The 19,795-nt window shown below is 59.4% G+C and carries 14 protein-coding genes, 1 tRNA gene and 1 riboswitch; of the genes, 12 read left to right on the top strand and 3 right to left on the bottom strand.

What is annotated here, in order from left to right:
* Window positions 1-128 precede the first annotated feature (128 nt).
* From KI810_RS01980 to KI810_RS01970, 3 genes are all read right to left on the bottom strand, one after another.
* A complete protein-coding gene (locus KI810_RS01980; RefSeq protein ID WP_214173806.1) occupies window positions 129-2,126 on the bottom strand; it encodes a CoB--CoM heterodisulfide reductase iron-sulfur subunit A family protein in 1,998 nt (665 codons plus the stop codon).
* A gap of 110 nt (window positions 2,127-2,236) precedes the next feature.
* A complete protein-coding gene (locus tag KI810_RS01975; RefSeq protein WP_214173805.1) occupies window positions 2,237-3,124 on the bottom strand; it encodes a CoB--CoM heterodisulfide reductase iron-sulfur subunit B family protein in 888 nt (295 codons plus the stop codon).
* Between the two features lie 90 nt (window positions 3,125-3,214).
* Complete coding sequence (locus tag KI810_RS01970; RefSeq protein ID WP_214173804.1) at window positions 3,215-3,799, bottom strand: 4Fe-4S dicluster domain-containing protein; 585 nt, start codon at window positions 3,797-3,799, stop codon at window positions 3,215-3,217.
* 502 nt (window positions 3,800-4,301) lie between these two features.
* On the opposite strand from KI810_RS01970, the gene KI810_RS01965 reads away from it, so the two are divergent.
* From KI810_RS01965 to KI810_RS01910, 12 genes are all read left to right on the top strand, one after another.
* Window positions 4,302-6,011 (top strand): ABC transporter ATP-binding protein, encoded by a 1,710-nt coding sequence (locus tag KI810_RS01965; RefSeq protein ID WP_214174689.1) that lies wholly within the window; start codon window positions 4,302-4,304, stop codon window positions 6,009-6,011.
* A gap of 38 nt (window positions 6,012-6,049) precedes the next feature.
* Window positions 6,050-7,843 carry an ABC transporter ATP-binding protein gene (locus KI810_RS01960; RefSeq protein ID WP_214173803.1) on the top strand — a complete coding sequence of 598 codons (1,794 nt, stop codon included), beginning with the start codon at window positions 6,050-6,052 and terminating at the stop codon, window positions 7,841-7,843.
* 33 nt (window positions 7,844-7,876) lie between these two features.
* Window positions 7,877-8,275, top strand: coding sequence for a GxxExxY protein (locus KI810_RS01955; RefSeq protein WP_246525111.1), 399 nt, complete (start codon window positions 7,877-7,879; stop codon window positions 8,273-8,275).
* Window positions 8,276-8,331: 56 nt separating this feature from the next.
* Window positions 8,332-10,242, top strand: a complete 1,911-nt coding sequence (selB, locus tag KI810_RS01950) for a selenocysteine-specific translation elongation factor (RefSeq protein WP_214173802.1) — start codon at window positions 8,332-8,334, stop codon at window positions 10,240-10,242.
* A 26-nt stretch (window positions 10,243-10,268) separates the two neighbouring features.
* Window positions 10,269-10,345 (top strand) — tRNA-Arg (locus KI810_RS01945).
* A gap of 80 nt (window positions 10,346-10,425) precedes the next feature.
* Window positions 10,426-10,561, top strand: a riboswitch (cyclic di-AMP (ydaO/yuaA leader).
* 77 nt (window positions 10,562-10,638) lie between these two features.
* Window positions 10,639-12,459: a KUP/HAK/KT family potassium transporter gene (locus KI810_RS01940; protein ID WP_214173801.1), complete on the top strand. Its 1,821-nt coding sequence runs from the start codon at window positions 10,639-10,641 to the stop codon at window positions 12,457-12,459.
* 116 nt (window positions 12,460-12,575) lie between these two features.
* Window positions 12,576-13,928, top strand: a complete 1,353-nt coding sequence (locus KI810_RS01935; protein ID WP_214173800.1) for an alpha/beta hydrolase — start codon at window positions 12,576-12,578, stop codon at window positions 13,926-13,928.
* 343 nt (window positions 13,929-14,271) lie between these two features.
* Complete coding sequence (locus KI810_RS01930; protein WP_214173799.1) at window positions 14,272-15,012, top strand: hypothetical protein; 741 nt, start codon at window positions 14,272-14,274, stop codon at window positions 15,010-15,012.
* Between the two features lies 1 nt (window position 15,013).
* Complete coding sequence (locus KI810_RS01925; protein WP_246525110.1) at window positions 15,014-15,472, top strand: type IV pilus modification PilV family protein; 459 nt, start codon at window positions 15,014-15,016, stop codon at window positions 15,470-15,472.
* 7 nt (window positions 15,473-15,479) lie between these two features.
* Window positions 15,480-16,523, top strand: coding sequence for a PilW family protein (locus tag KI810_RS01920; RefSeq protein WP_214173798.1), 1,044 nt, complete (start codon window positions 15,480-15,482; stop codon window positions 16,521-16,523).
* On the top strand, window positions 16,520-17,017 hold the full coding sequence (locus KI810_RS01915) for a pilus assembly PilX family protein (protein WP_214173797.1): 498 nt from the start codon (window positions 16,520-16,522) through the stop codon (window positions 17,015-17,017). The genes KI810_RS01920 and KI810_RS01915 overlap by 4 nt, the downstream gene beginning before the upstream one ends.
* Before the next feature lie 12 nt (window positions 17,018-17,029).
* Window positions 17,030-19,699 carry a pilus assembly protein gene (locus tag KI810_RS01910; protein WP_214173796.1) on the top strand — a complete coding sequence of 890 codons (2,670 nt, stop codon included), beginning with the start codon at window positions 17,030-17,032 and terminating at the stop codon, window positions 19,697-19,699.
* The last annotated feature ends 96 nt before the right edge of the window (window positions 19,700-19,795 follow it).

Below are 19,795 nucleotides of genomic sequence, written 5' to 3'. Positions count from 1 at the left end.
AGAAGGACGCGGATTTATATGGATTAACACGGGAAAACTTTAAAAAATAGCCTGTTTTGCACCAAGGCCGTTGCCGACCCAACTGCGTAAATCGGTTTTCCCGCGTCTCTCTGCGTTTAATTCATGGTTCACAGCGCCTCGATCATCGCCATGACCTGCTCGTCCGTATACCCCTCCAACTCCACGGACTTGGAGGGGCAGGTGGCCTGGCAGGTACCGCAGCCGCCGCAGACGCCGGGGTTGACGTAGGCCACGACCCGTACCAGGTTCCCCTGCCGGTCGCGGATCTCCTTCTCCTCCACGGCGCCGTAGGGGCAGACCTTCTTGCAGTAGAAGCAGGCGACGCAGTTTCTCTCGTTGACCCGCGCCACGATCGGCTCCCGTTCAAGCTGATCCCTGGAGAACAGGGTCATCACCTTGGCCGCAGCGGCAGAGGCCTGGGAGACGGTATCCGGGATATCCTTCGGTCCCTGGCAGGCGCCGGCGAGGTAGATCCCGGCGGTGGCGCACTCCACCGGCTTCAGCTTGGCGTGGGCCTCGGAATAGAAATTGTACGTGTCGTAGGAGATGCCGAGCTTCTGGGCCAAGGCATCGGCTCCTTGCCGTGGCTGGACCGCCGTGGCGAGGACCACGAGGTCCGCCTCGATCTCCACCTGGACCCCCACGGAGATGTCGCTCCCCATGACCACGATCTTGTCTCCCTTCTGGTAGAGGCGGGAGACCATGCCGCGGATGTAGACCGCTTCCTCTTCCTCCACCGCCCGGCGCCAGAACTCGTCGTAGCTCTTTCCCGGGGTACGGGCGTCCATGAAGAAGACGTAGGCCTGTCCGTCGTGGACCTTGTGCTTGTAGAGCATGGTGTGCTTGGCGGTGTACATGCAGCAGACCTTGGAGCAGTAGGATATCCCCTTCTCCCGTGCCCGTGATCCGACGCACTGGACAAAGACCACCTGCTTCGGCTCCCTGCCGTCGGAAGGGCGGAGGATCTTGCCGCCGGTGGGGCCGCTGGCCGAGGCGAGCCGCTCGAAGGTCATCCCGTCGATAACATCGGGGATGGTGCCGTGGCCGAACTCCCCATACCCCTTGATGGGGGAGCCCTTCGGTTTTTCGTTGATGGTATAGAGCTCGAATCCGGTGGCGACGACGATGGCCCCCACCGGTTCGGTGATCAGCTCGTCCTGCTGGTCATAGTCGACGGCGCCGGGACCGCAGACCTTGGCGCAGACCCCGCACTTGCCCGACTTGAAGTACGTGCAGTTCTCCCGGTCGATGACCGGGGTGTTGGGAACCGCCTGGGGGAACGGGACATAGATGGCCGGCCGGGTGCCGAGGCCGCGGTCGAACGTGCTCTTGATCTTCTTCTGGGGACACTTTGCCATGCAGACGCCGCAGCCGGTGCACTTGTCCATGTCCACGGAGCGGGCCTTTTTCCGGATGGTGACCTGAAAGTTGCCGATATAGCCGTCGACGTTCTCGATTTCGGACCAGGTGTGCAGGGTGATGTTGGGGTGGTTGGCCACGTCCACCATCTTGGGGGTCATGATGCACTGGGAGCAGTCCAGGGTGGGGAAGGTCTCGGAGAGCTGGGCCATGTGCCCGCCGATGGAGGGCTCCCGCTCCACCAGGAGCACCTGGTGGCCGCAGTCGGCGATATCCAGGGCCGCCTGGATGCCGGCGATGCCTCCGCCGATGACGAGCGCCCGCTTGGTAATGGGAACGGTTATCGGCTGGAGCGCCTTGTCCTTCTTCACCCGCTCCACCATGAGCCGTACGATGTCGATCGCCTTGGCGGTCGCCTCCTCCCGGTCCTCGTGGACCCAGGAGCAGTGCTCGCGAATGTTGGCCATCTCGCAAAGGAACGGGTTCAGCCCGGCGGCCTTCGCCGCATTGCGGAACGTCTTCTCGTGCATGCGGGGAGAACAGGCGGCAACCACGAGCCCGTCCAGCCGGTGCTCGGCAATGGCTTTTTTCAGGAGCCCCTGCCCCGGATCGGAGCACATGTACTTGTAGTCGGTGGCCAGCGCCACCCCGGGGAGCTTCCCGATCTCCGCCGCGACCCGCTCCACATCCACGGTCCGGGAGATGTTTTCACCGCAATGGCAGACAAATACGCCGATTCTGGACATTTAAAACCCCAAAAAAATCTATTCAACGCTGAAGAACGCTGATGAAAGAGGATTTACACTGAAATCTCAAAAATTTAGTTTTTCTCTGCGTCTCTCTGCGTTGAATTGACTCACAGCAGTTGTTTCTCCCGCAAAAGCGGCAGCGGGTTGACGATCATGCTTTCGAGTCCCAGTTTCCCCGCCGGCACTCCTACCGCCAGGCCGAGGAGCTGGGTCATGTAGAACACCGGCATGTCGTAGCGGGTGCCGTTGGCCTCTTCGATCTCCCGCTGGCGGATGTCCAGGTTGCCGTGGCAGAGGGGGCAGGCGACCATGATGCAGTCGGCGCCGGCCCTCTTGGCCGAAGCGAGGATCTCGTTGGAAAGATTGAGGACCACGCCGGGACGCGACAGGGTGAAGTTGGCCCCGCAGCACTCCAGCCGGTGGCTCCAGGCAACTGGCTCCGCACCGGTGGCGGCGATGACGTTCTCCATGATTGTGGGAGCCTCGACGCAGTCCAGTTCGGGAACCTCCGGCGGACGGGTCAGCAAGCAGCCGTAGTAGGTGGCGACCTTCAGGCCGGTGAGCGGCTTTTTCACCGCGTCGGCGAGCCGGTCCAGGCCGTAGTCCTTAGCCAGGATCTCCAGCAGATGCTTGACCGGCTTCTCCAGGGAGATGGCTCCGTCGATGGCGATCTCTACCTGCTTACGCTTGATGTCGTTCTCCGCCAGCTTGTGCTGAGTGGTCTTGAGCCGGGAGAAACAGGCGGCGCAGGCCACCGCCAGGTCCCCCTCCACGTTATCGGCGAGGGAGAGGTTCTTGGCACAGAGGGAGAGGGACAACAGCTCATCCACGTTGTGGGCCGGAGTGGCGCCGCAGCAGAACCAGTCGGGCACTTCCTTCAAGCCGATCCGCAGGGCCCTGAACACCCCTTTCGTGGACTCGTCATACTCCTTGGCCGAGGCGTGGAGGGAACAGCCGGGGTAGTAAGAATAATTCAGCAGGTTTTTTGTCGGCACTTATGGTTTCTCCGGGTTTATTGCTTTTCTAGGAGTCCTCTACGTCCTCTTGGTCCTAAACAGGACTCATAAGACACAGAGGAACCCACACTACGGCGCTTCTCCCTTTTTACGCATTTCCTCGATGCGGCTGAAAATCCGCTCGATCTCGGAAATATTCCGGTTCTTCTGGTGGAACATCTTCAGCTTACCCTTGGTGAGCAGTTTGGGACCCAGCATGAAGTCCTTCAGCAGCTTACCACTCCGAAGGTTGAACGCCGCCGCCAGTCGCATCTCGTACTGACGGCCATAGGTCTTGATGTTTTCGATGAAGAGGCGGTTGGCCAGCTGAACCAGGCTCTCCTTGGAGGGACCGTCGGCGTCCCAGGAGAGCTTTCTCAGGGCATCCATGATGGCAGCCAGGTCCACCTTGTTGGGACACCGGGTCGAGCAGGTCTCGCAGGAGGCGCAGTACCAGATGGAACGCCCTGCCAACACCCGCTCGTACTGCCCCAGCTGCAACAGCCGCACGATCCGGTTGGGGGGGTGCTCCATGAAGGTGCGCATGGGACAGCCGGCGGAGCATTTTCCGCACTGGAAACAGCGGCGCACCGAACTGCCGGAAAGCGCCTCCACCTTCCGCACGAACCCGAGGTTCATGGTTTCGGTGGAAAGGTGCATTTTTGAGTTTTTCACTGAATCTCCTTTCCTGTTCCGGAGCAGGGGGGAGCCATGGATGGTCAGGCGATAGACGGCAAGGAGGTGGAGACAGGGCGCGACGGGTGAAGGATGGCAGGCGCCTGGGGACGGGAAGATGCGGTTATCGGCTCTGGGCAGCTCTTTTAGTATTGCTAAAATTATAGAAAATAATAACCCGGTTATTTTGTGGTGGTTACACCTGAATATTTAATGACAGTAAAATCCAATAACATACCGGAAATTCATTTGTCAACAACTATTTAGGCGTGCCGGGGTCATGGTAAAACAGCGGATACAAAAATACCCGCCATAACCCTCCCGGTGTTCTCATGAGAACTATACCCCTTCCGGTAACAAATTGGCAACAAGAGAATTGATGCCGGGCAAAGACTTTGACAGGGCGGGGTCAAATGGATTACAACTGGACGTGCCGTCGCACAAGCAGGCCAACGGACACACGGAGCGGACCATCAGCGAACTTGCCAGACTCTACAGCTACATGCGGTCACGCCGGGGGACCTACCTCCTGGGGGGGCTCTTCCTCCTCGGCACCAACAGCTGCGCCCTCCTCATCCCCTGGCTGATGAAACTGGCGGTAGAGGGGCTCCAGTTCCCCCTGAAGGCGCCGCATTCTCCCGCCTACTACGCCCTACTCATAATTGCCGCCGCCCTGCTCCAGGGGACCATCCGCATCTTCTCCCGCACGACCCTCCTCCACGCCGCCCGCCGCATCGAGTTCCAGCTTCGCGAAGAGCTCTACGCAAAGCTCCTCGCCCTCGATCTCCCCTACTTCAGCCGGGAACGGACCGGAGACATCCTTTCCCGCTTTACCAATGACCTGACCAATGTCCGGATGCTCATGGGCTTCGGCGTCCTCAATGTCATCAACACGGTTATCATCTACGTGGCCGCCCTTTTCCTCATGGTCCGCCTCAGCCCGAGCCTGACCGCTTTCGCCATCATCCCCTTTCCCCTCATGATCCTGATCGTAAAACGTCTCAGCGCTTCCATGTTCCGGCGCTCGAAACGGGCCCAGGAAGAGCTGGCAAGGCTCTCCAGTCATGTAGAGGAAAACGTCTCCGCCGCCACCGTGGTCCGGGCGTACTGCCGGGAGGACGCCCAGATCGAGGAGTTCCGCGAGGTCAACGGTCGCTACCTGGAGAGCAACATGGGGATGGCGAGACTGCGGGGATGGATGATCCCCGTCATGGCCTCCGCCGGGGCGTTCGGCACCCTCATCGTCCTCTTCCTCGGTGGCAGTCGTGTCATCGCCGGAACCCTCACCCTGGGGGACTTCGTCGCCTTCAACGGCTATCTCGCCATGCTCATCTGGCCAACCATAGTCATGGGGTGGATCCTCAACCTCATGCAGCGGGGGGCAGCATCCATGTCGCGACTGAACCATGTCCTGGACGCAAGTGGAACGGTCACTGACCCGGCAGAGCCGGCACCGGTGGAGCGGCTGCGGGGAGAAATCGAATTTCGAAATCTGGCCTTTTCCTATGGCGAGGAGCCGTTTCTTGCGGATATTTCCCTGGCCATCAGACCGGGCATGAAGGTCGGCATAGCCGGGCCGGTCGGGAGCGGCAAGTCTTCCCTCGTCCGGCTCATCCCCCGCCTCTACCCGGTGGCTGACGGCCAGATTTTTCTCGACGGCATCGACGTGAATCGTATCCCCCTTGTCACCCTCCGGAACGCCATCGGCTTCGTCCCCCAGGAAAGCTTCCTCTTCTCCCGCAGCATCGGCGACAATATCGGCTACGGCAAGGAAGGGGCGGGGGCGGGAGAGATAGCCACGGCCGCCCGCCTCGCCAGCCTGGAGAACGACGTGCACCGTTTCCCCGACGGCTACGACACGCTGGTGGGGGAACGGGGGGTAACCCTCTCCGGCGGCCAGAAGCAGCGGGCGGCCATTGCCCGCGCGCTCCTCAAGGACCCGGCCATCCTGATCCTGGACGACCCCCTCTCCGCCGTCGATGCCCGCACCGAAGAGGAGATTCTGGGGAGCCTGGCCGGCTACTACGGTGACCGGACCGTTCTCATCGTATCCCACCGTCTCTCCGCCCTGCGGGAGTGCGACCTGATCCTGGTGCTGGAAGCGGGAAGGGTTGTGGAACAGGGGAGCCACGACGACTTGCTGGCCATGGACGGGCGCTATGCAGCCACCTGGCGGGAACAGCAGCTGCGCGCTGAGATCGAAACATTCTGATTTTACCGCAGAGGACGCACTAAGAGAAAAAGGTTTTTATGCACTACGGCGGCATCTACGAAGACGAAATAGTCGGCAAGGCCTACGACCGGCGCCTCATGGGGCGGTTCGTCGGCTACCTGCGCCCCTACCGGTGGCTGGTGGCGGTGACGCTCATCCTGCTCCCTCCCATGGCTGCAGCGCGGCTGGCCCAGCCCTACCTCCTCAAGATTGCCATCGACAACCACATCGTGAAGGGGGAGATGGAAGGGCTGCCGCTCCTGGCCGGCTGGTTCATTCTCCTCATCCTCGCCGAGTCCCTCTTCACCTACGCTCAGGTCTGGCTCCTCCAGTACGTGGGGCAAAAGGTGATGTTCGATCTGCGACTGGCGCTCTTCAGCCACGTCCAGCGGATGCCGGCCTCCTTTTTCGACCGGACCCCCACCGGGAGCCTGGTGACCCGACTCACCAGCGACGTGGAGGTGCTCGGGGAGATGTTCGCCGCCGGGATCATCACCATCGTCGGGGATATCATGGTGCTGGCCGGGATCATCGGCATCATGCTCTGGATGAACCTGAAACTGTCCCTGATCACCTTCTCCGTTCTCCCGCTCCTCGTCTGGGTCGCCTTCACCTTCCGCCGCCGGATGCGCGAGGCATTCCGCCAGGTGCGGGCGCGGCTCGCCAACCTCAACGCCTTCCTGGCCGAAAGCATCGGCGGGATGGCGGTGGTGCAGCTCTTCAACCGTCAGGCCCGGGAACGGGAAGAGTTCACCCGGCTGAATGCCGCCTACCGGGATGCCAACCTGCCGGTCATCAGCTGGGATGCCGCCCTCTACGCCCTGGTGGAAACACTTTCTTCAATAGCGGTGGGAATCATCGTCTGGTACGGCGGAGGGGAGATCCTCCAGGGAGCCCTCACCTTCGGCGCCCTGGTCGCCTTCATCCAGTACATCGAGAAGTTTTTCTCCCCCATCCGCGACCTGTCCGCCAAGTACTCGGTCATGCAGGGGGCCATGGCGGCCCTGGAGCGGATATTCAACCTCCTGGACAACGACCATCTCCCTTCATCAAAAGAATCCCCTCTCCCCTCGGGAGAGGGTGGCCGAAGGCCGGGTGAGGGGCCCATTGAACGCATCCAGTTTCGCGACGTCTGGTTCGCCTACAGCGGCGACGACTACGTCCTGAAGGGATTTGACCTGACCATCCGGCGGGGAGAAACGGTGGCGCTCGTGGGAGAGACCGGCGGGGGAAAGACCACCGTCACCCGCCTTCTGTCCCGCCTCTATGACACGCAACGGGGGAGCATCTCCTTCGACGACACCGACATCCGGGACATCCCCCTCAAGACACTGCGAGCCCGCATCGGCGTGGTCCTCCAGGACCCGTACCTCTTCACGGGGAGCATCGAGTTCAACATCTCCCTGGGGGACGAAAACGCCCGCCGGCGGGTGGAGGAGGCGGCGCGCATCGTCGGCGCCGACCGTTTCATCCGCCAGCTACCCAACAGCTACCGGGAGGAGGTGCGGGAGCGGGGGGTAAACCTCTCCGCCGGGGAGCGACAACTCATCTCCTTCGCCCGGGCGGTCGCCTTCGATCCGGAAATTCTCGTGCTCGACGAGGCAACCGCCAGCATCGACACTGCCAGCGAACGGCTCATCCAGGAGGGGCTCCGGGGGCTCATGGCGGGGCGCACCTCCCTCGTCGTCGCCCACCGTCTTTCCACTATCCAGGATGCCGACCGTATCGTGGTCATCCACCGGGGAGAAAAGATGGAGGAGGGGAGCCACCAGGAGCTGCTGGCGAAACGGGGACTCTACTACCGGCTCTACCAGCTGCAGTTCAGGGATTAACGTCGGAATTCAACGCGGAAGGACGCTGATTTTATGGATGAGCGCAGAAGAAACATGGAATTCAAGCACACCGATATCACAGAGCGTGTTATCAAAGCGGTTTATACCGTTTTCGCTTCTCTCGGTTCTGGATTTCTGGAAAAAGTCTACGAAAATGCACTTATGCTTGAACTCGCTCAGGAAGGGTTATTGGCTCAACAGCAAGTACCCTTGTCTGTACGTTATCGGAATCAGATCGTTGGAGAATTTTTCGTTGACATCCTTGTCAACGACACTGTCATTCTTGAACTTAAAGCAATTGAGGCTCTCCAGCCGATCCATGAAGTCCAATTGGTCAATTATTTAAAAGCCACAGATCTTGAAGTTGGCCTCCTTATTAATTTTGGACCCAAAATTGAAATTCGTCGCAGAGTATGCTCTAACAAGAAATAAAGCTTAAATCCGCATTTTTCTGCGTCTCTCCGCGTTGAATTCCCAAGAGGTTTAGCATGAAACATCTCATCCTCGGCACCGCCGGCCACATCGACCACGGCAAGACCTCGCTGGTTAAGGCCTTGACCGGCACCGACACCGACCGGCTGCCGGAAGAGAAGGCCCGCGGCATCACCATCGAACTCGGGTTCGCCCATCTGGAACTGTCCGGGGACGTGCAGTTCGGCATCGTCGACGTGCCGGGTCACGAGCGGTTCGTCCGGACGATGGTGGCCGGGGTAGGGGGGATGGACCTGGTGATGCTCGTCATCGCCGCCGACGAAGGGATCATGCCCCAGACCCGTGAGCATCTGGATATCTGTCGGCTGCTGGGAGTGAAGAAGGGGCTGGTGGCGTTGACCAAGAGCGACCTGGTGGACCCGGAATGGCTCGGGCTGGTCACCGAGGAGGTGCGTGAGTACCTTGCGGAGTGCTTTCTGGAAGGGGCTGCCATCGTGCCGGTCTCGTCCCGGACCGGTGCCGGCCTGACTGAACTGAAAGCGGAGCTTGCCCGGCTGGCCGCCGATGTGGAGGAGAAGAAGAGCGCTGGCCCGTTCCGGCTCCCCGTGGACCGGGTCTTCACCGTCACCGGCTTCGGCACCGTGGTTACCGGTACGCTGCTGAGCGGGTCCATCGCCGTCGGTGACGAGGTGGAGCTCCTCCCTTCCGGGATCCGTACCCGGGTGAGGGGGGTACAGAGCCATGGCAGCAAAGGGGAAAAGGGTGCCGCCGGCCAGCGGGTGGCGGTGAACCTCCAGGGAGTGGAGCATGCGGAGGTCCGGCGAGGCGACGTGGTCGTCCCTCCCGACGCATTCCGCACTACCCGTACCGTGGACGCCATGCTCGACTATCTTCCCTCGGCCCCCCGCAACCTGAAGCATCGGGCCACCCTGAGGCTCCATTCCGCCACTTACGAAGTACCGGCACAGGTGATCCTCCTGGACCGGGACACGCTCAAGCCCGGTGAGTCGGCCTTTGCCCAGCTTCGCCTGGAGCACCCCGTTCTGCTCCTCCCCGGCGATCCTTTCGTTCTCCGCGCCTTTTCCCCCCCGGCTACGGTCGGCGGCGGCCGGGTGCTCGACCCGGCACCGGTGCGCCGTCGACGTCGTTCGGCGGAGGCGCTGCAGCTTCTCAAGGCCCTGGCCGGAGCCAACGCCCGGCTCAAGGTCGACCTTCTCACGGATCAGAGCCTCTACTCCGGAATCACGCTCCAGGAGATCATCACCCGGAGCGGACTACCCTTGAGGCAGGCAGAGGCAACCCTGGCATCGCTCCTGTCGGATGGCACCCTCGTGCAGGTGGTGAGGGAGCCGCGCATTTTTATGGGAAAGGGCGCTTTCACCGATCTGCAGGAGCTTCTTTTCGGCGAACTGGAACGCTTCCTGCGGGACAACCCGCTAAGGGAAGGGATCGGCAAGGAGGAACTGAAAGGACGCCTGCCGAAACGGAGCGACCCCCGTTTCTTCGGTCCGCTCTTGGCAATGCTCGAAAAGGATGGTAAGGTAGTGGTGGAACGGGACCTGGTCAAGCTCCCCGGCCGCAAAGGAAGCCCCTCCACAGCCCAGGCCGGGGTACAGGAGCGGATCGCCGACCTCCTCCGCAAGGGGGAGATGGAACCGCCGACCGTCAGAGAGCTGGGAGAGGCCATCGGTTGCGCTGAAAAGGACGTACTGGGGCATCTCAATTTCCTGGTCCGGGAGGGGAAGGCCGTCAAGATCAAGAGCGATCTGTTCTACGCCCCGGACCCCGTCGCAGCCGTCCGGGAAAAGCTCATCGCTCATCTGAAGGATAACAAGGAGATAACCCCCACCGGCTTCCGGGAACTGACAGGTCTCTCCCGCAAGTTCATGATCCCCCTGCTGGAATATTTCGACGGCGAAAAGCTGACCATCCGGGTCGGCGACAAGCGGGTATTGCGCAAAGGGTAGGGGAAGCAGCACGCTGGCATCATCACGCGCCCGTAGCTCAGCTGGATAGAGCACCAGGCTTCGAACCTGGGTGTCGGGAGTTCGAATCTCTCCGGGCGCGCCATCCTCTCCTGACAGTTCACCGGCAGGCGGTGTCCCTGATTATTGTAGTTGTTGACTTTGGCCTCATAAGGAGTATAACCACAGGAACAGCAGCCGAGATTCGTCCACAAGGACGGATGCGGGGGACCCGATCAGCAGGGGCGTACTCTGGAAACAGAGGGAGAACTTCCAATCTCCAGCCCGTCAGCTAACCTCGTAGGCACATGGAAGGGCACGACAGCGACATGCACGCCGCCGGTTATGCCGGCGGCTTTTTTTGCTGTCAGCCCTGCACATACGTGCGGGAGACATACCATGAATCACGCGGAAGCAGGCTCCTACTGGGGTGGAATCGTCAAAGCCCTCGGTCTGGTGTTCGGCGACATCGGCACCAGCCCCATCTACACTCTCACCGTAATCATCACCCTTACCAAGCCATCACAGCAAAGCATCTATGGCATCATCTCCCTGATTGTCTGGACCCTCGTCATCCTGGTCATGGTCGAATATGCCTGGCTTGCCATGAGTCTGGGGCGCAAGGGTGAAGGGGGCACCATCGTCCTCAGGGAAATCCTGGTGCGCATGATAAAGCCGGGGCGAACCCTCGCCTTCGTCACCTTTCTCTCCTACGTGGGCATTTGCCTGCTCATCGGCGACGGCGTCATCACCCCGGCCATTTCCATACTCTCCGCGGTGGAGGGGATGGAACTGATACCGGGACTTGAACACACCCCCCAGGGGATATTGATCCTTATTGCCGCCATCATTGCGGCAGGACTCTTCATCTTTCAGAACAGGGGGACCGACCGGGTAGCCAGCGCATTCGGCCCGATTATGGTGGTCTGGTTCCTGGCGCTCAGCCTGTCGGGCATTATCTCCATCGTCGACCACCCGACGGTGCTCAAGGCCATCAGCCCCTGGTATGCGGTGAAATTTCTCGGGGAAAACGGCCTGGCCGGTTTCTTCGTCCTCTCCGAGGTCATCCTCTGCGCCACCGGTGGCGAAGCACTCTATGCCGACATGGGGCACCTGGGGCGCAAACCGATCGTCAGGGCATGGTATTTCGTCTTTGCCGCCCTGGTCATCAACTATCTGGGACAGGGGGCCTACATCATCACCCACCCCGACGCCAAGAATATCCTGTTCGGCATGGTACGATACCAAGCGGCCATCCTGTATATCCCCTTCCTGATACTGACCATCATCGCGACCATCATCGCTTCCCAGGCCCTCATCAGTGGCGTTTTTTCAATCGTTTACCAGGGCATTACCACCCGGATCCTCCCCCTTTTGAAGATTGACTACACCTCAAGCCATCTCAAATCCCAAATCTATATCGGGTCGGTGAACTGGGCGCTGTTTGCCATGGTCATCGTCATCATGTGCGTCTTCAAGAGTTCAGAGCACCTGGCTGCCGCCTACGGGCTTGCCGTCACCGGCACTATGACCATTACCGGCATCATGATGACCATGATCTTCTCCCGCACGACCAAGAAGTGGAAGGTCCCCGTCGCCCTTGCCGTCACCCTTGCCGATTTCGCCTTTCTCATCGCCAACCTCAACAAGTTTCCCCACGGCGGCTACTGGTCCCTGATCCTTGCAGCGCTACCCTTTGTCACCATCCTGGTATGGACCAACGGGCAACGGGCACTTTACCGGTCGCTCAAGCCGCTTGATTTCGAGACCTTTGACCTGGCCTACCGCCAAATTTACGCCAAGGGGAAAAACATCCCCGGCACCGGCCTGTTCTTCGTCAAGGAGTGGGCCGTTATCCCCCCCTATATGGTCCACTGCATCATCCGCAGCAACATCATCTATGAACGCAACGTCCTCATTTCCATAGTCAGGACAGATGAACCGTACGGACTGGAAACCAACCTGAGCGATACCCTGTCAGTGGGACTCGATGCGATAGAGATCAGGGCCGGTTACATGGAGATTCTCGACATCGAGGGGATTCTCAAGCAGAACGGCATCCAGGAGAAGGTCATCTTCTACGGTATTGAGGATATAGCTACCGATAATCCGGTCTGGAAATTTTTTGCCACCATCAAACGGCAGACGCCGAACTTCGTCCAGTTCAACCGCTTGCCGGCGGCCAAGCTTCAAGGGGTGGTGACCAGGGTAGAAATGTAATAGATGCATGCCCATCTGTGTTCCGGATTGCACAAGGGGCCGTCACCTTCTGACAGCCTGACCAATCTCTGCTATACTTGGTCCCAATCCACTATGGTCACAGAACAGAGGGCGTCATGAACCGATTCAGACGGATGATCCGCGGTACCTTGATACTGACCGTTGCCGTTTCGCTCCTGCTTCCGGGTTGCAGCTCGAATTCAGGCACGTCGTCGAACCAGCAGGGTTTCGTGGTGAACCTGGACCCTGTCGCCTTGCTCGCCAGCATCAACAGCAGCCTGCTGAACCCCCTCCCGCGCTCCATCGGCGGATGGGAGTGGCAGCGCTTCGCTACCGCTTTCGGCACGATTCTGACCACCAGTACCTACGGACTGTCCCTGCAAAAGGTCAGCTACCAGTCCACCGGCGCCGACGGTACCCCCCGCACCCTGAGCGGGCTGCTGATTCTACCCCGGTCAGCAAGCACCAGGCCTTCCGTACCTATCCTGATGTTCCAGCACGGCACCGAACCCTACCGGCAGTTTTCGCCATCACGCTATCTGGAAAACCAGCTGAGGCCGACCGATTACCCCGAGGTCATGGTGGCCGCCGCCATTGCCGCGACGGGGTATGCGGTCGCTCTCACCGACTACGAGGGGCTCGGTGACAGCACCGGTCCCCAGCCCTACGTTCATGGGGCATCCCTTGCCCGCCAGGTAGTGGACATGCTCCGGGCAAGCCGGTCGATCATCACCGGCAGCGCCTCGCCCTGTACCTGGAACAACCAGCTCTTCCTGATGGGATACTCCGAAGGGGGCTATGTGACCATGGCCACAACGCGGGAGCTTCAGCTCAACCACGCCACCGAGTTCACCGTGACCGCCTCGGCGCCTCTCTCCGGCCCCCATGACCTCTCGGGAGTGATGCGCGGGGTGATGCTGGCAGACACCACTTCCAAGGCACCCTATTTTCTTCCCTTCGTGCTCACCTCCTATAATTATGTCTACAGCGGCCAGACAGCCCTTTTCACCCCCGCCTCAACCATGCTGCCGGCATTTGCCGGCACCGTCCCCCCGCTGTTCGACGGGAACTCACCGTCGGACAAGATCAGCGAGGCCATGGGGATGTCCTATAGTCCGACGCAGCTGATCGTGCCCAAAAGCACGCTCACCAGCCAGTTTCTGGGACAGCTCGCCGACAGCACAAGCCCGGTCGTCAATTTTCTGCGGGAGAACGACTCCTACCGGGGCTGGACCCCCTCGGTGCCGATACGCATGGTGCATCACGGCGATGATGAACTTGTCCCCTTTGCCAATTCCCAGGTCGCCTTCAACAGCTTCAGCACTGCCGGCGCAAAGAGACATGTCACCCTGGTACGGGAAGCGACCACCATCCCCTTGTCGAGCGATCCGGTCATGACTACCCATCTGTCCGCAGCCTTTCCGATTCTCTTCAACGGCTGGCAGTGGCTGGAGACGTTCAAACGGTAGGGGGCAGGTGCCCCTGTGGTGCTACTCCCGGATTTTTCCGGATACTGCCTCCTTACCTCTCCCCGGAACCGGCTCACATCTCCATCACCGGCAACTGGCAGAATACAGGCGGTGAGCCGGCTAATCCGCGAAGCAACATAACTCCACGAAATATTCGTCCTTCGCATTATCTCCTCAAGCTGCACCGGTCGCGGTACATTCAAAAAAATGTAGATAAATTCACGATGTTAGGCTATAAATGGTAGCAATATTGCATAAAATTAATCTCCATGGTTACCCTTGCAGTTCGGGAATGGCCAAGGACGGTCTGAAACGGCCGTTTCACGGGGCAGGAGAGATACATATGGGAAGGGTTGCAATCCTCTGGGCAGTTGCGGTTGTCCTTATGGTGATGGTTGGTTTCAGCGGAACCGCGTATGCCATAACAACTTTTGCACGGATGTATAAGATGAAGTGCGATTCATGCCATTCAGAGGTTCCCAAGCTGAACGAATTCGGCGCGGCATTCATGGCAAAAGGGTTTGTGCTCCCCGGCCAGGATGGAGGAGAGAAACAGGGGGAGGGCAAACCTTCTCCCAAGGGAGAAGTCTCCGGAACGTCCGATGGCAGAATCGAAGGAAAAGAACTGGGCAACGTCGGAGGAAGTGGCAGTGGGGCAAAGGATGTGGGCATGGCCGGCACTGACGAGAACACTGCTCCTCCGCCGGTTGTGGAACCTCCTCCCCCGACGGTCGTTTACAAGGTGCCGACCCGGGACGGCAGCGTCTATTTCACGGACAATCCTGACCGGAAAGGGAGCCTGGTGAGCGACCAGGAACTGGAAACCGGGAAGGAAGAGGGTGAGGTCAGAACTTCTCTTTTCCCCCGGAAAAAGCAGGCTGTGCGCCCGCCGGCTCAAGAACGCCGCCCTGTCGTGAAAAGCACGAAACCTGCCCGTGAAAAACCGGAACGGTACCGCACCTACGCAGAATGCATGGAACGGCAACTTGACGGAACCGAGCAACCGGAATCCGCCCAGGAGATGATGGCCCTCTTCGTTGCGGCGGAAACAAAATGTGCCCCTTACCAGGCGGGAAAGCGCTAATATGGCGGAAATGAATGAAAAGCGGCACACCGTTTCCCTTTCGGAAACGGCCGCAGGATGCCTGCCCCGTCAGCAGGGATTTACCCTGATCGAGCTGCTGGTCGCCCTCGTGCTGCTAATGATAGGGTTCCTGGCGGTCTTCTCGGTGCTCTGGGGTTCGGCCGCGTCGGGACGCTTCAGCCGCGACATGACGACGGCGGCAAGTCTCGGCCAGGACATGCTGGAACGGGCAAAGACCTTGAGCTATGGCAGCCTTCCTGCTACAACAGGGTTCGTGAGCTACACGGCCGCGAGCGTCTCGGCTAAGGGGTTTACCCGCGAGTGGCAGATCATGAACGACTTCCCCGAAGCGGGACTGAAAACCGTCAAGGCCAGGGTTTCCTGGAACAACATCGTCGGCTCAGGCGGAATAAAAACCAGTACACGCACATTCACCATGACCAAGCGCCCCGAGTATTAGCCCGATTATGAAACCAGTCTATCCATACGCTCAAAAAGGGTATTCCCTCGTTGAAGTGCTTATCGTCATTGTCATTCTGGCGGTAGTCAGCACAGGGCTCATGGTGACATTCATTTCGGGTCAGCGGGAATATAGCGAGCGGGATGCGACCATCCGGATGCAGCAGCAGGCGCGACTTGCCATGGCCGAAATGGAGCGGAACATCAAGATGGCCGGCTATGGCCTCATGGACATGGGGAACCTGAAGATCAACATTTACAAGGGAGGAACCATCTCTTCGTGGGTCATGGTCGAGGCAGGAGATGGTGCGGGAGGGAGTGCCGACACCATAGCCTTCCGCTACCAGAACCCTGATATTCCCACCGATATGAGCACAGATATCATTACCATCCCTGTCGATTACCCTTCGTCAAAACCGGCGGTGCTCCCCCTGAGCTCTTCTGCCGGCCTTCAGGAAGGAGATCTCCTGATCATTTACGATCCGGCCGATCCAAGCAAGCCTGCATCAGTACTGCAGATATCCAACATACCTTCCACTGGCGACAAGGTCGATCACACTTCCAATCCAAACAAGTTCCCCTACAACCCCCCGAGTTCGATTGAACTTTTCCCCCAGAATCCCCCCTATGCTTCGAACGGATATGGAGCCGGAAGCAGGGTGGTCAAGCTCAAAGACATCGACATGAGAAAGGTGACATATTCCCTCGATGGGGACAAACTCATCCGAGACGTATGGTCGAGCACCACGGGGGTATCACAGAAACACGTGGTGGCGACGGGAATCGAGGACCTGCAGGTCAAGTACCAGTTCAAGGACGGAGCCTGGCTGGACGCCCTGGATGCCAGCCATGACATCGCTGATCTGCGGGGGGTGAGGATCAGCATCATCACCAGGTCGGCAAACCCCGACCCCCGATACCAGGCGCCCCAGTCCTTCCAGCTGACGGGCTCCCTGGGCAACGGCAAGGCATACAGCGGTGGGGGCTACCGCAGGATGACCATGAGCACCATGGTCTCCCTGCGAAACCTCGCCATGCGGTATACACCATGACCCCATACCTGCGAAGCGAGAAGGGAACGGCGCTGGTCATTGCCATGCTGTTCCTCATGGTCCTCTCTATACTCGTGGGGGCTCTCCACCGGACAACCATTTCCGAAATGTTGTTCAGCCGGAACTACCAGGAATCCCAGAAGGCATTCTACGCTGCGGAAACAGGGCTTCGGGCAGGGATGCAATGGCTCAGCAACCAGGGAAACCCTCCCGAGAACGTGCTAAACGTAGCCCCCTATTTTTCCCCCGTGCCGGTGGCTTCGCCGATCTGGTCCCAGGAATTTACCGACAGCATCAACCAGTGTACCTACCGCTACTACCTGGAACACCTGAAAGATGCGGCGGCGGCATACGCTGGAGGAGAAAGCGCCAAGATCGGAACCTCCTCTTCGGCAGGATCAAAGGTCCATTTCTACCGGATTACGGCTGAGGGGATCAGCAGGGATCGCGTCATACGCAGACGGGTTCAGCTCGTAACGACGACGGCCTACTAGCAGGAGGTACAGATGGGAACCAAATCGACTTTCTTGAGAAATAGCACCTTTCTGGCAACGGTGCTCCTTTTCTGCTCCGTCGTAATTGCGGTTGCCCTTGCCGCAATTTCCCAGACACCGCTCTACCTGATCAACGGTAACCAGCCCAATATCATGATCCTCCTCGACAACTCCATGAGCATGGCTCAAAACGTGGATGGAAGACCAAAAATCCAGTCGGCGCGCACGGTGGTCAGCAACCTGGTCAAGTCGTTCCCCAGTGTAAAATTCGGCTTGGCGGTTTTCAACCCCATGACCAACACCTCCAACGGCTGGAATGCCGATGGGGGGAAAATTGTCATGCCGTGCGGCAGCCTTACCGCTGCAAACGTGGATGCGACCGTGGACGGCATCTCCGCGAACAGCGTGACTCCCCTTGGCGAGACCCTTGCCGAAGTATGGCAGTATTTCAAGGGGGGGGGGTCATCCTACAACAGCGGTATCAGCTATACGAGTCCCATTACCTCCAGTTGCCAGCAAAGTTTCACCATTATCGTGACCGATGGCGAACCGACCGCCGACAACCGCTACAAGAACGATTTTAGTTCCTACGGCTGGGAAAGCAACGACAATGTGAACATGACCACGACACGTCTGGCAGATGTCGCGAAATATATGCACGAGCATGCCGCCGTGGCTGCATTCCCGACATCCACCATCACCACGTACACAGTCGGGTTCGCCGTCGACATCCCCGTACTGCAAACTGCGGCGGCGAACGGCGGAGGCCAGTATTTTACCGCGGCGAACGAGGCAGCCCTCGCAAGCGCCCTGCGAACGGTCGTCAGCAACATTGTCGGCATGGTGTCCTCCGCAAGCGCCGTGGCGGTCAATACCGCCTACCTGACGACGAGCACCAAGCTGTACCGGGCGCGGTTCGACTCCCGCGACTGGAGCGGCTACCTGGAATCCTACAATCTGGACAAGGCAACCGGCACCATCATCGGCTACCCCAACTCCCCCGTCTGGGAGGCGGGAGCCACTCTCAACGCCAGATCGACCTCCCGCGTCATCTATACGGCCGGAGCCCTGTCGGGGCTCTATAAACGGACCGATTTCACCACCGCCAATCGGGCTAATATCGCGACGGCCGCAAACTTTACCAACTTTTCCACCAACTGGGTCAGCTACGTGCGGGGAGATTCTGTCCCTACCGGCTACCGGAGCCGCGCGAGCAAGCTCGGTGACATGGTCTATTCCCCACCGCTCGTATATGGACCACCCGATGGCTATTACACCGACCACAACTACACAAATTTCAAGATGAACAATTCAACCCGACAGTCGTTGCTCCTCGCCGGAGCCAATGATGGCATGCTCCACGCCTTCAATGTGGACACCGGTGAGGAGGAATGGGCCTTCATCCCCTCCAGTCTCCTGACCAGCCTCAAGAAACTCAGGAACAACCCCTATCTGCACCAGAGCTACGTGGACGGAATGATTACGGTGGGAGATGCCTACTTCACCTCGAAGAACGCAAGCGGGACCACTGACACTTCCCCCGGTTGGCACTCAGTAGCCGTCTGCGGTCTGCGTGCCGGCGGAAAGAGTTTTTTTGCCCTGGATATCACCGCTCCCAACAATCCCATACCGCTTTGGGAAATTACTCCCCAGTACCCATCAGCCAATGGCTTGGGGTATTCCTTCGGTACGCCACTGATTCTCAAACTCAAGGACAACTCCACGTCCGAGAAATTTAGGTGGGTGGCAGCTCTTCCCAATGGTTACGAAGGGTCCACAGGAAAGGCATCCCTTATTATTGCCGATCTCGCCACCGGAACAATCCTCAAAGAAGTGGTTGTGGACAACACAACGAACAACGGGTTGTCCACCGCCGCAGCCATCGACAAGAACGGCGACGGGTATGCCGACTACCTCTATGCAGGCGACCTCAAGGGGCGACTCTGGAAATTCGACGTCTCTGGCGGCGGCAGTGGGAGCTGGAACGGTTCTCTTCTGTTCACCGCAGTCGGCCCGTCCGGCATCGCTCAACCGATCACGACGGCGCCCGATGTGGTACTGCGCGGCAGTTACCAGATCGTTTTCTTCGGGACGGGCAAATATCTTGAGGATGGAGACCAGAACTCAACCCAGACCCAGAGTTTTTACGGAATCTACGACCGGAGTGCAAACAGGGCATTGGTGCGAAGCGATCTGACTCAGCAGACCCTGACCGAGGTGGCGTTCAACGGTGGTACCTATCGCCAATCCTCGGACAATCCCGTCGGAACCTACGGCTGGTACGCCGACCTCCCCCTCAGCGGCGAACGGGTTATCACCGATCCCGTGGCCAAGTCGCGCAAGATTATCTTCACCACCTTTGTTCCCTCGACTGACCCTTGCAGTGCGGGGGGTATCAGCTGGCTGATGGAGCTGAACATGGATACGGGGGGAACCCTCGTCAGGCCGGCCTTCGACCTGAACAACAACGGCTATGTGGATGGCAGCGACACCCTGCCGTCAGGCAAGTATGCAACGGGAACACGCCTGGGGGACGGCATCGCCTCCACCCCCACCATCGTCGGGGCGTATGACGGGTTGGAATACAAGTACATCACCAGTTCCACCGGGACCATAACCAAGCTCCTCGAAGGGGGGGGGACGAGCCAGTTCGGCCCGCGCAGCTGGCGGCAACTCAAGTGACCATCTAATTTCGCTAATCTTCCGCTGAGTCCTTCTCCCTCAGGGAGAGGGGAGGCTCCGTAAGCGGAAGAATGACCCTACTCCGGAGTGACAAAA

The sequence above is a fragment of the Geomobilimonas luticola genome, assembly GCF_018476905.1.
Classification (GTDB): domain Bacteria; phylum Desulfobacterota; class Desulfuromonadia; order Geobacterales; family Geobacteraceae; genus Geomobilimonas; species Geomobilimonas luticola.
The sequence above is the reverse complement of the archived record's forward strand: the minus strand, read 5'-3'. Positions and strand labels throughout refer to the sequence as shown.

Excerpts from the sequence above, each read along its gene's own strand:
- KI810_RS01960 (WP_214173803.1), top strand. The coding sequence starts at position 6,050 with ATGCACTACGGCGGCATCTACGAAGACGAAATAGTCGGCAAGGCCTAC.
- KI810_RS01915 (WP_214173797.1), top strand. The coding sequence starts at position 16,520 with ATGACCCCATACCTGCGAAGCGAGAAGGGAACGGCGCTGGTCATTGCC.
- KI810_RS01930 (WP_214173799.1), top strand. The coding sequence starts at position 14,272 with ATGGGAAGGGTTGCAATCCTCTGGGCAGTTGCGGTTGTCCTTATGGTG.
- KI810_RS01925 (WP_246525110.1), top strand. The coding sequence starts at position 15,014 with ATGGCGGAAATGAATGAAAAGCGGCACACCGTTTCCCTTTCGGAAACG.
- KI810_RS01940 (WP_214173801.1), top strand. The coding sequence starts at position 10,639 with ATGAATCACGCGGAAGCAGGCTCCTACTGGGGTGGAATCGTCAAAGCC.
- KI810_RS01980 (WP_214173806.1), bottom strand. The coding sequence starts at position 2,126 with ATGTCCAGAATCGGCGTATTTGTCTGCCATTGCGGTGAAAACATCTCC.
- KI810_RS01965 (WP_214174689.1), top strand. The coding sequence starts at position 4,302 with ATGCGGTCACGCCGGGGGACCTACCTCCTGGGGGGGCTCTTCCTCCTC.
- KI810_RS01955 (WP_246525111.1), top strand. The coding sequence starts at position 7,877 with ATGGATGAGCGCAGAAGAAACATGGAATTCAAGCACACCGATATCACA.
- selB (WP_214173802.1), top strand. The coding sequence starts at position 8,332 with ATGAAACATCTCATCCTCGGCACCGCCGGCCACATCGACCACGGCAAG.
- KI810_RS01910 (WP_214173796.1), top strand. The coding sequence starts at position 17,030 with ATGGGAACCAAATCGACTTTCTTGAGAAATAGCACCTTTCTGGCAACG.
- KI810_RS01920 (WP_214173798.1), top strand. The coding sequence starts at position 15,480 with ATGAAACCAGTCTATCCATACGCTCAAAAAGGGTATTCCCTCGTTGAA.
- KI810_RS01935 (WP_214173800.1), top strand. The coding sequence starts at position 12,576 with ATGAACCGATTCAGACGGATGATCCGCGGTACCTTGATACTGACCGTT.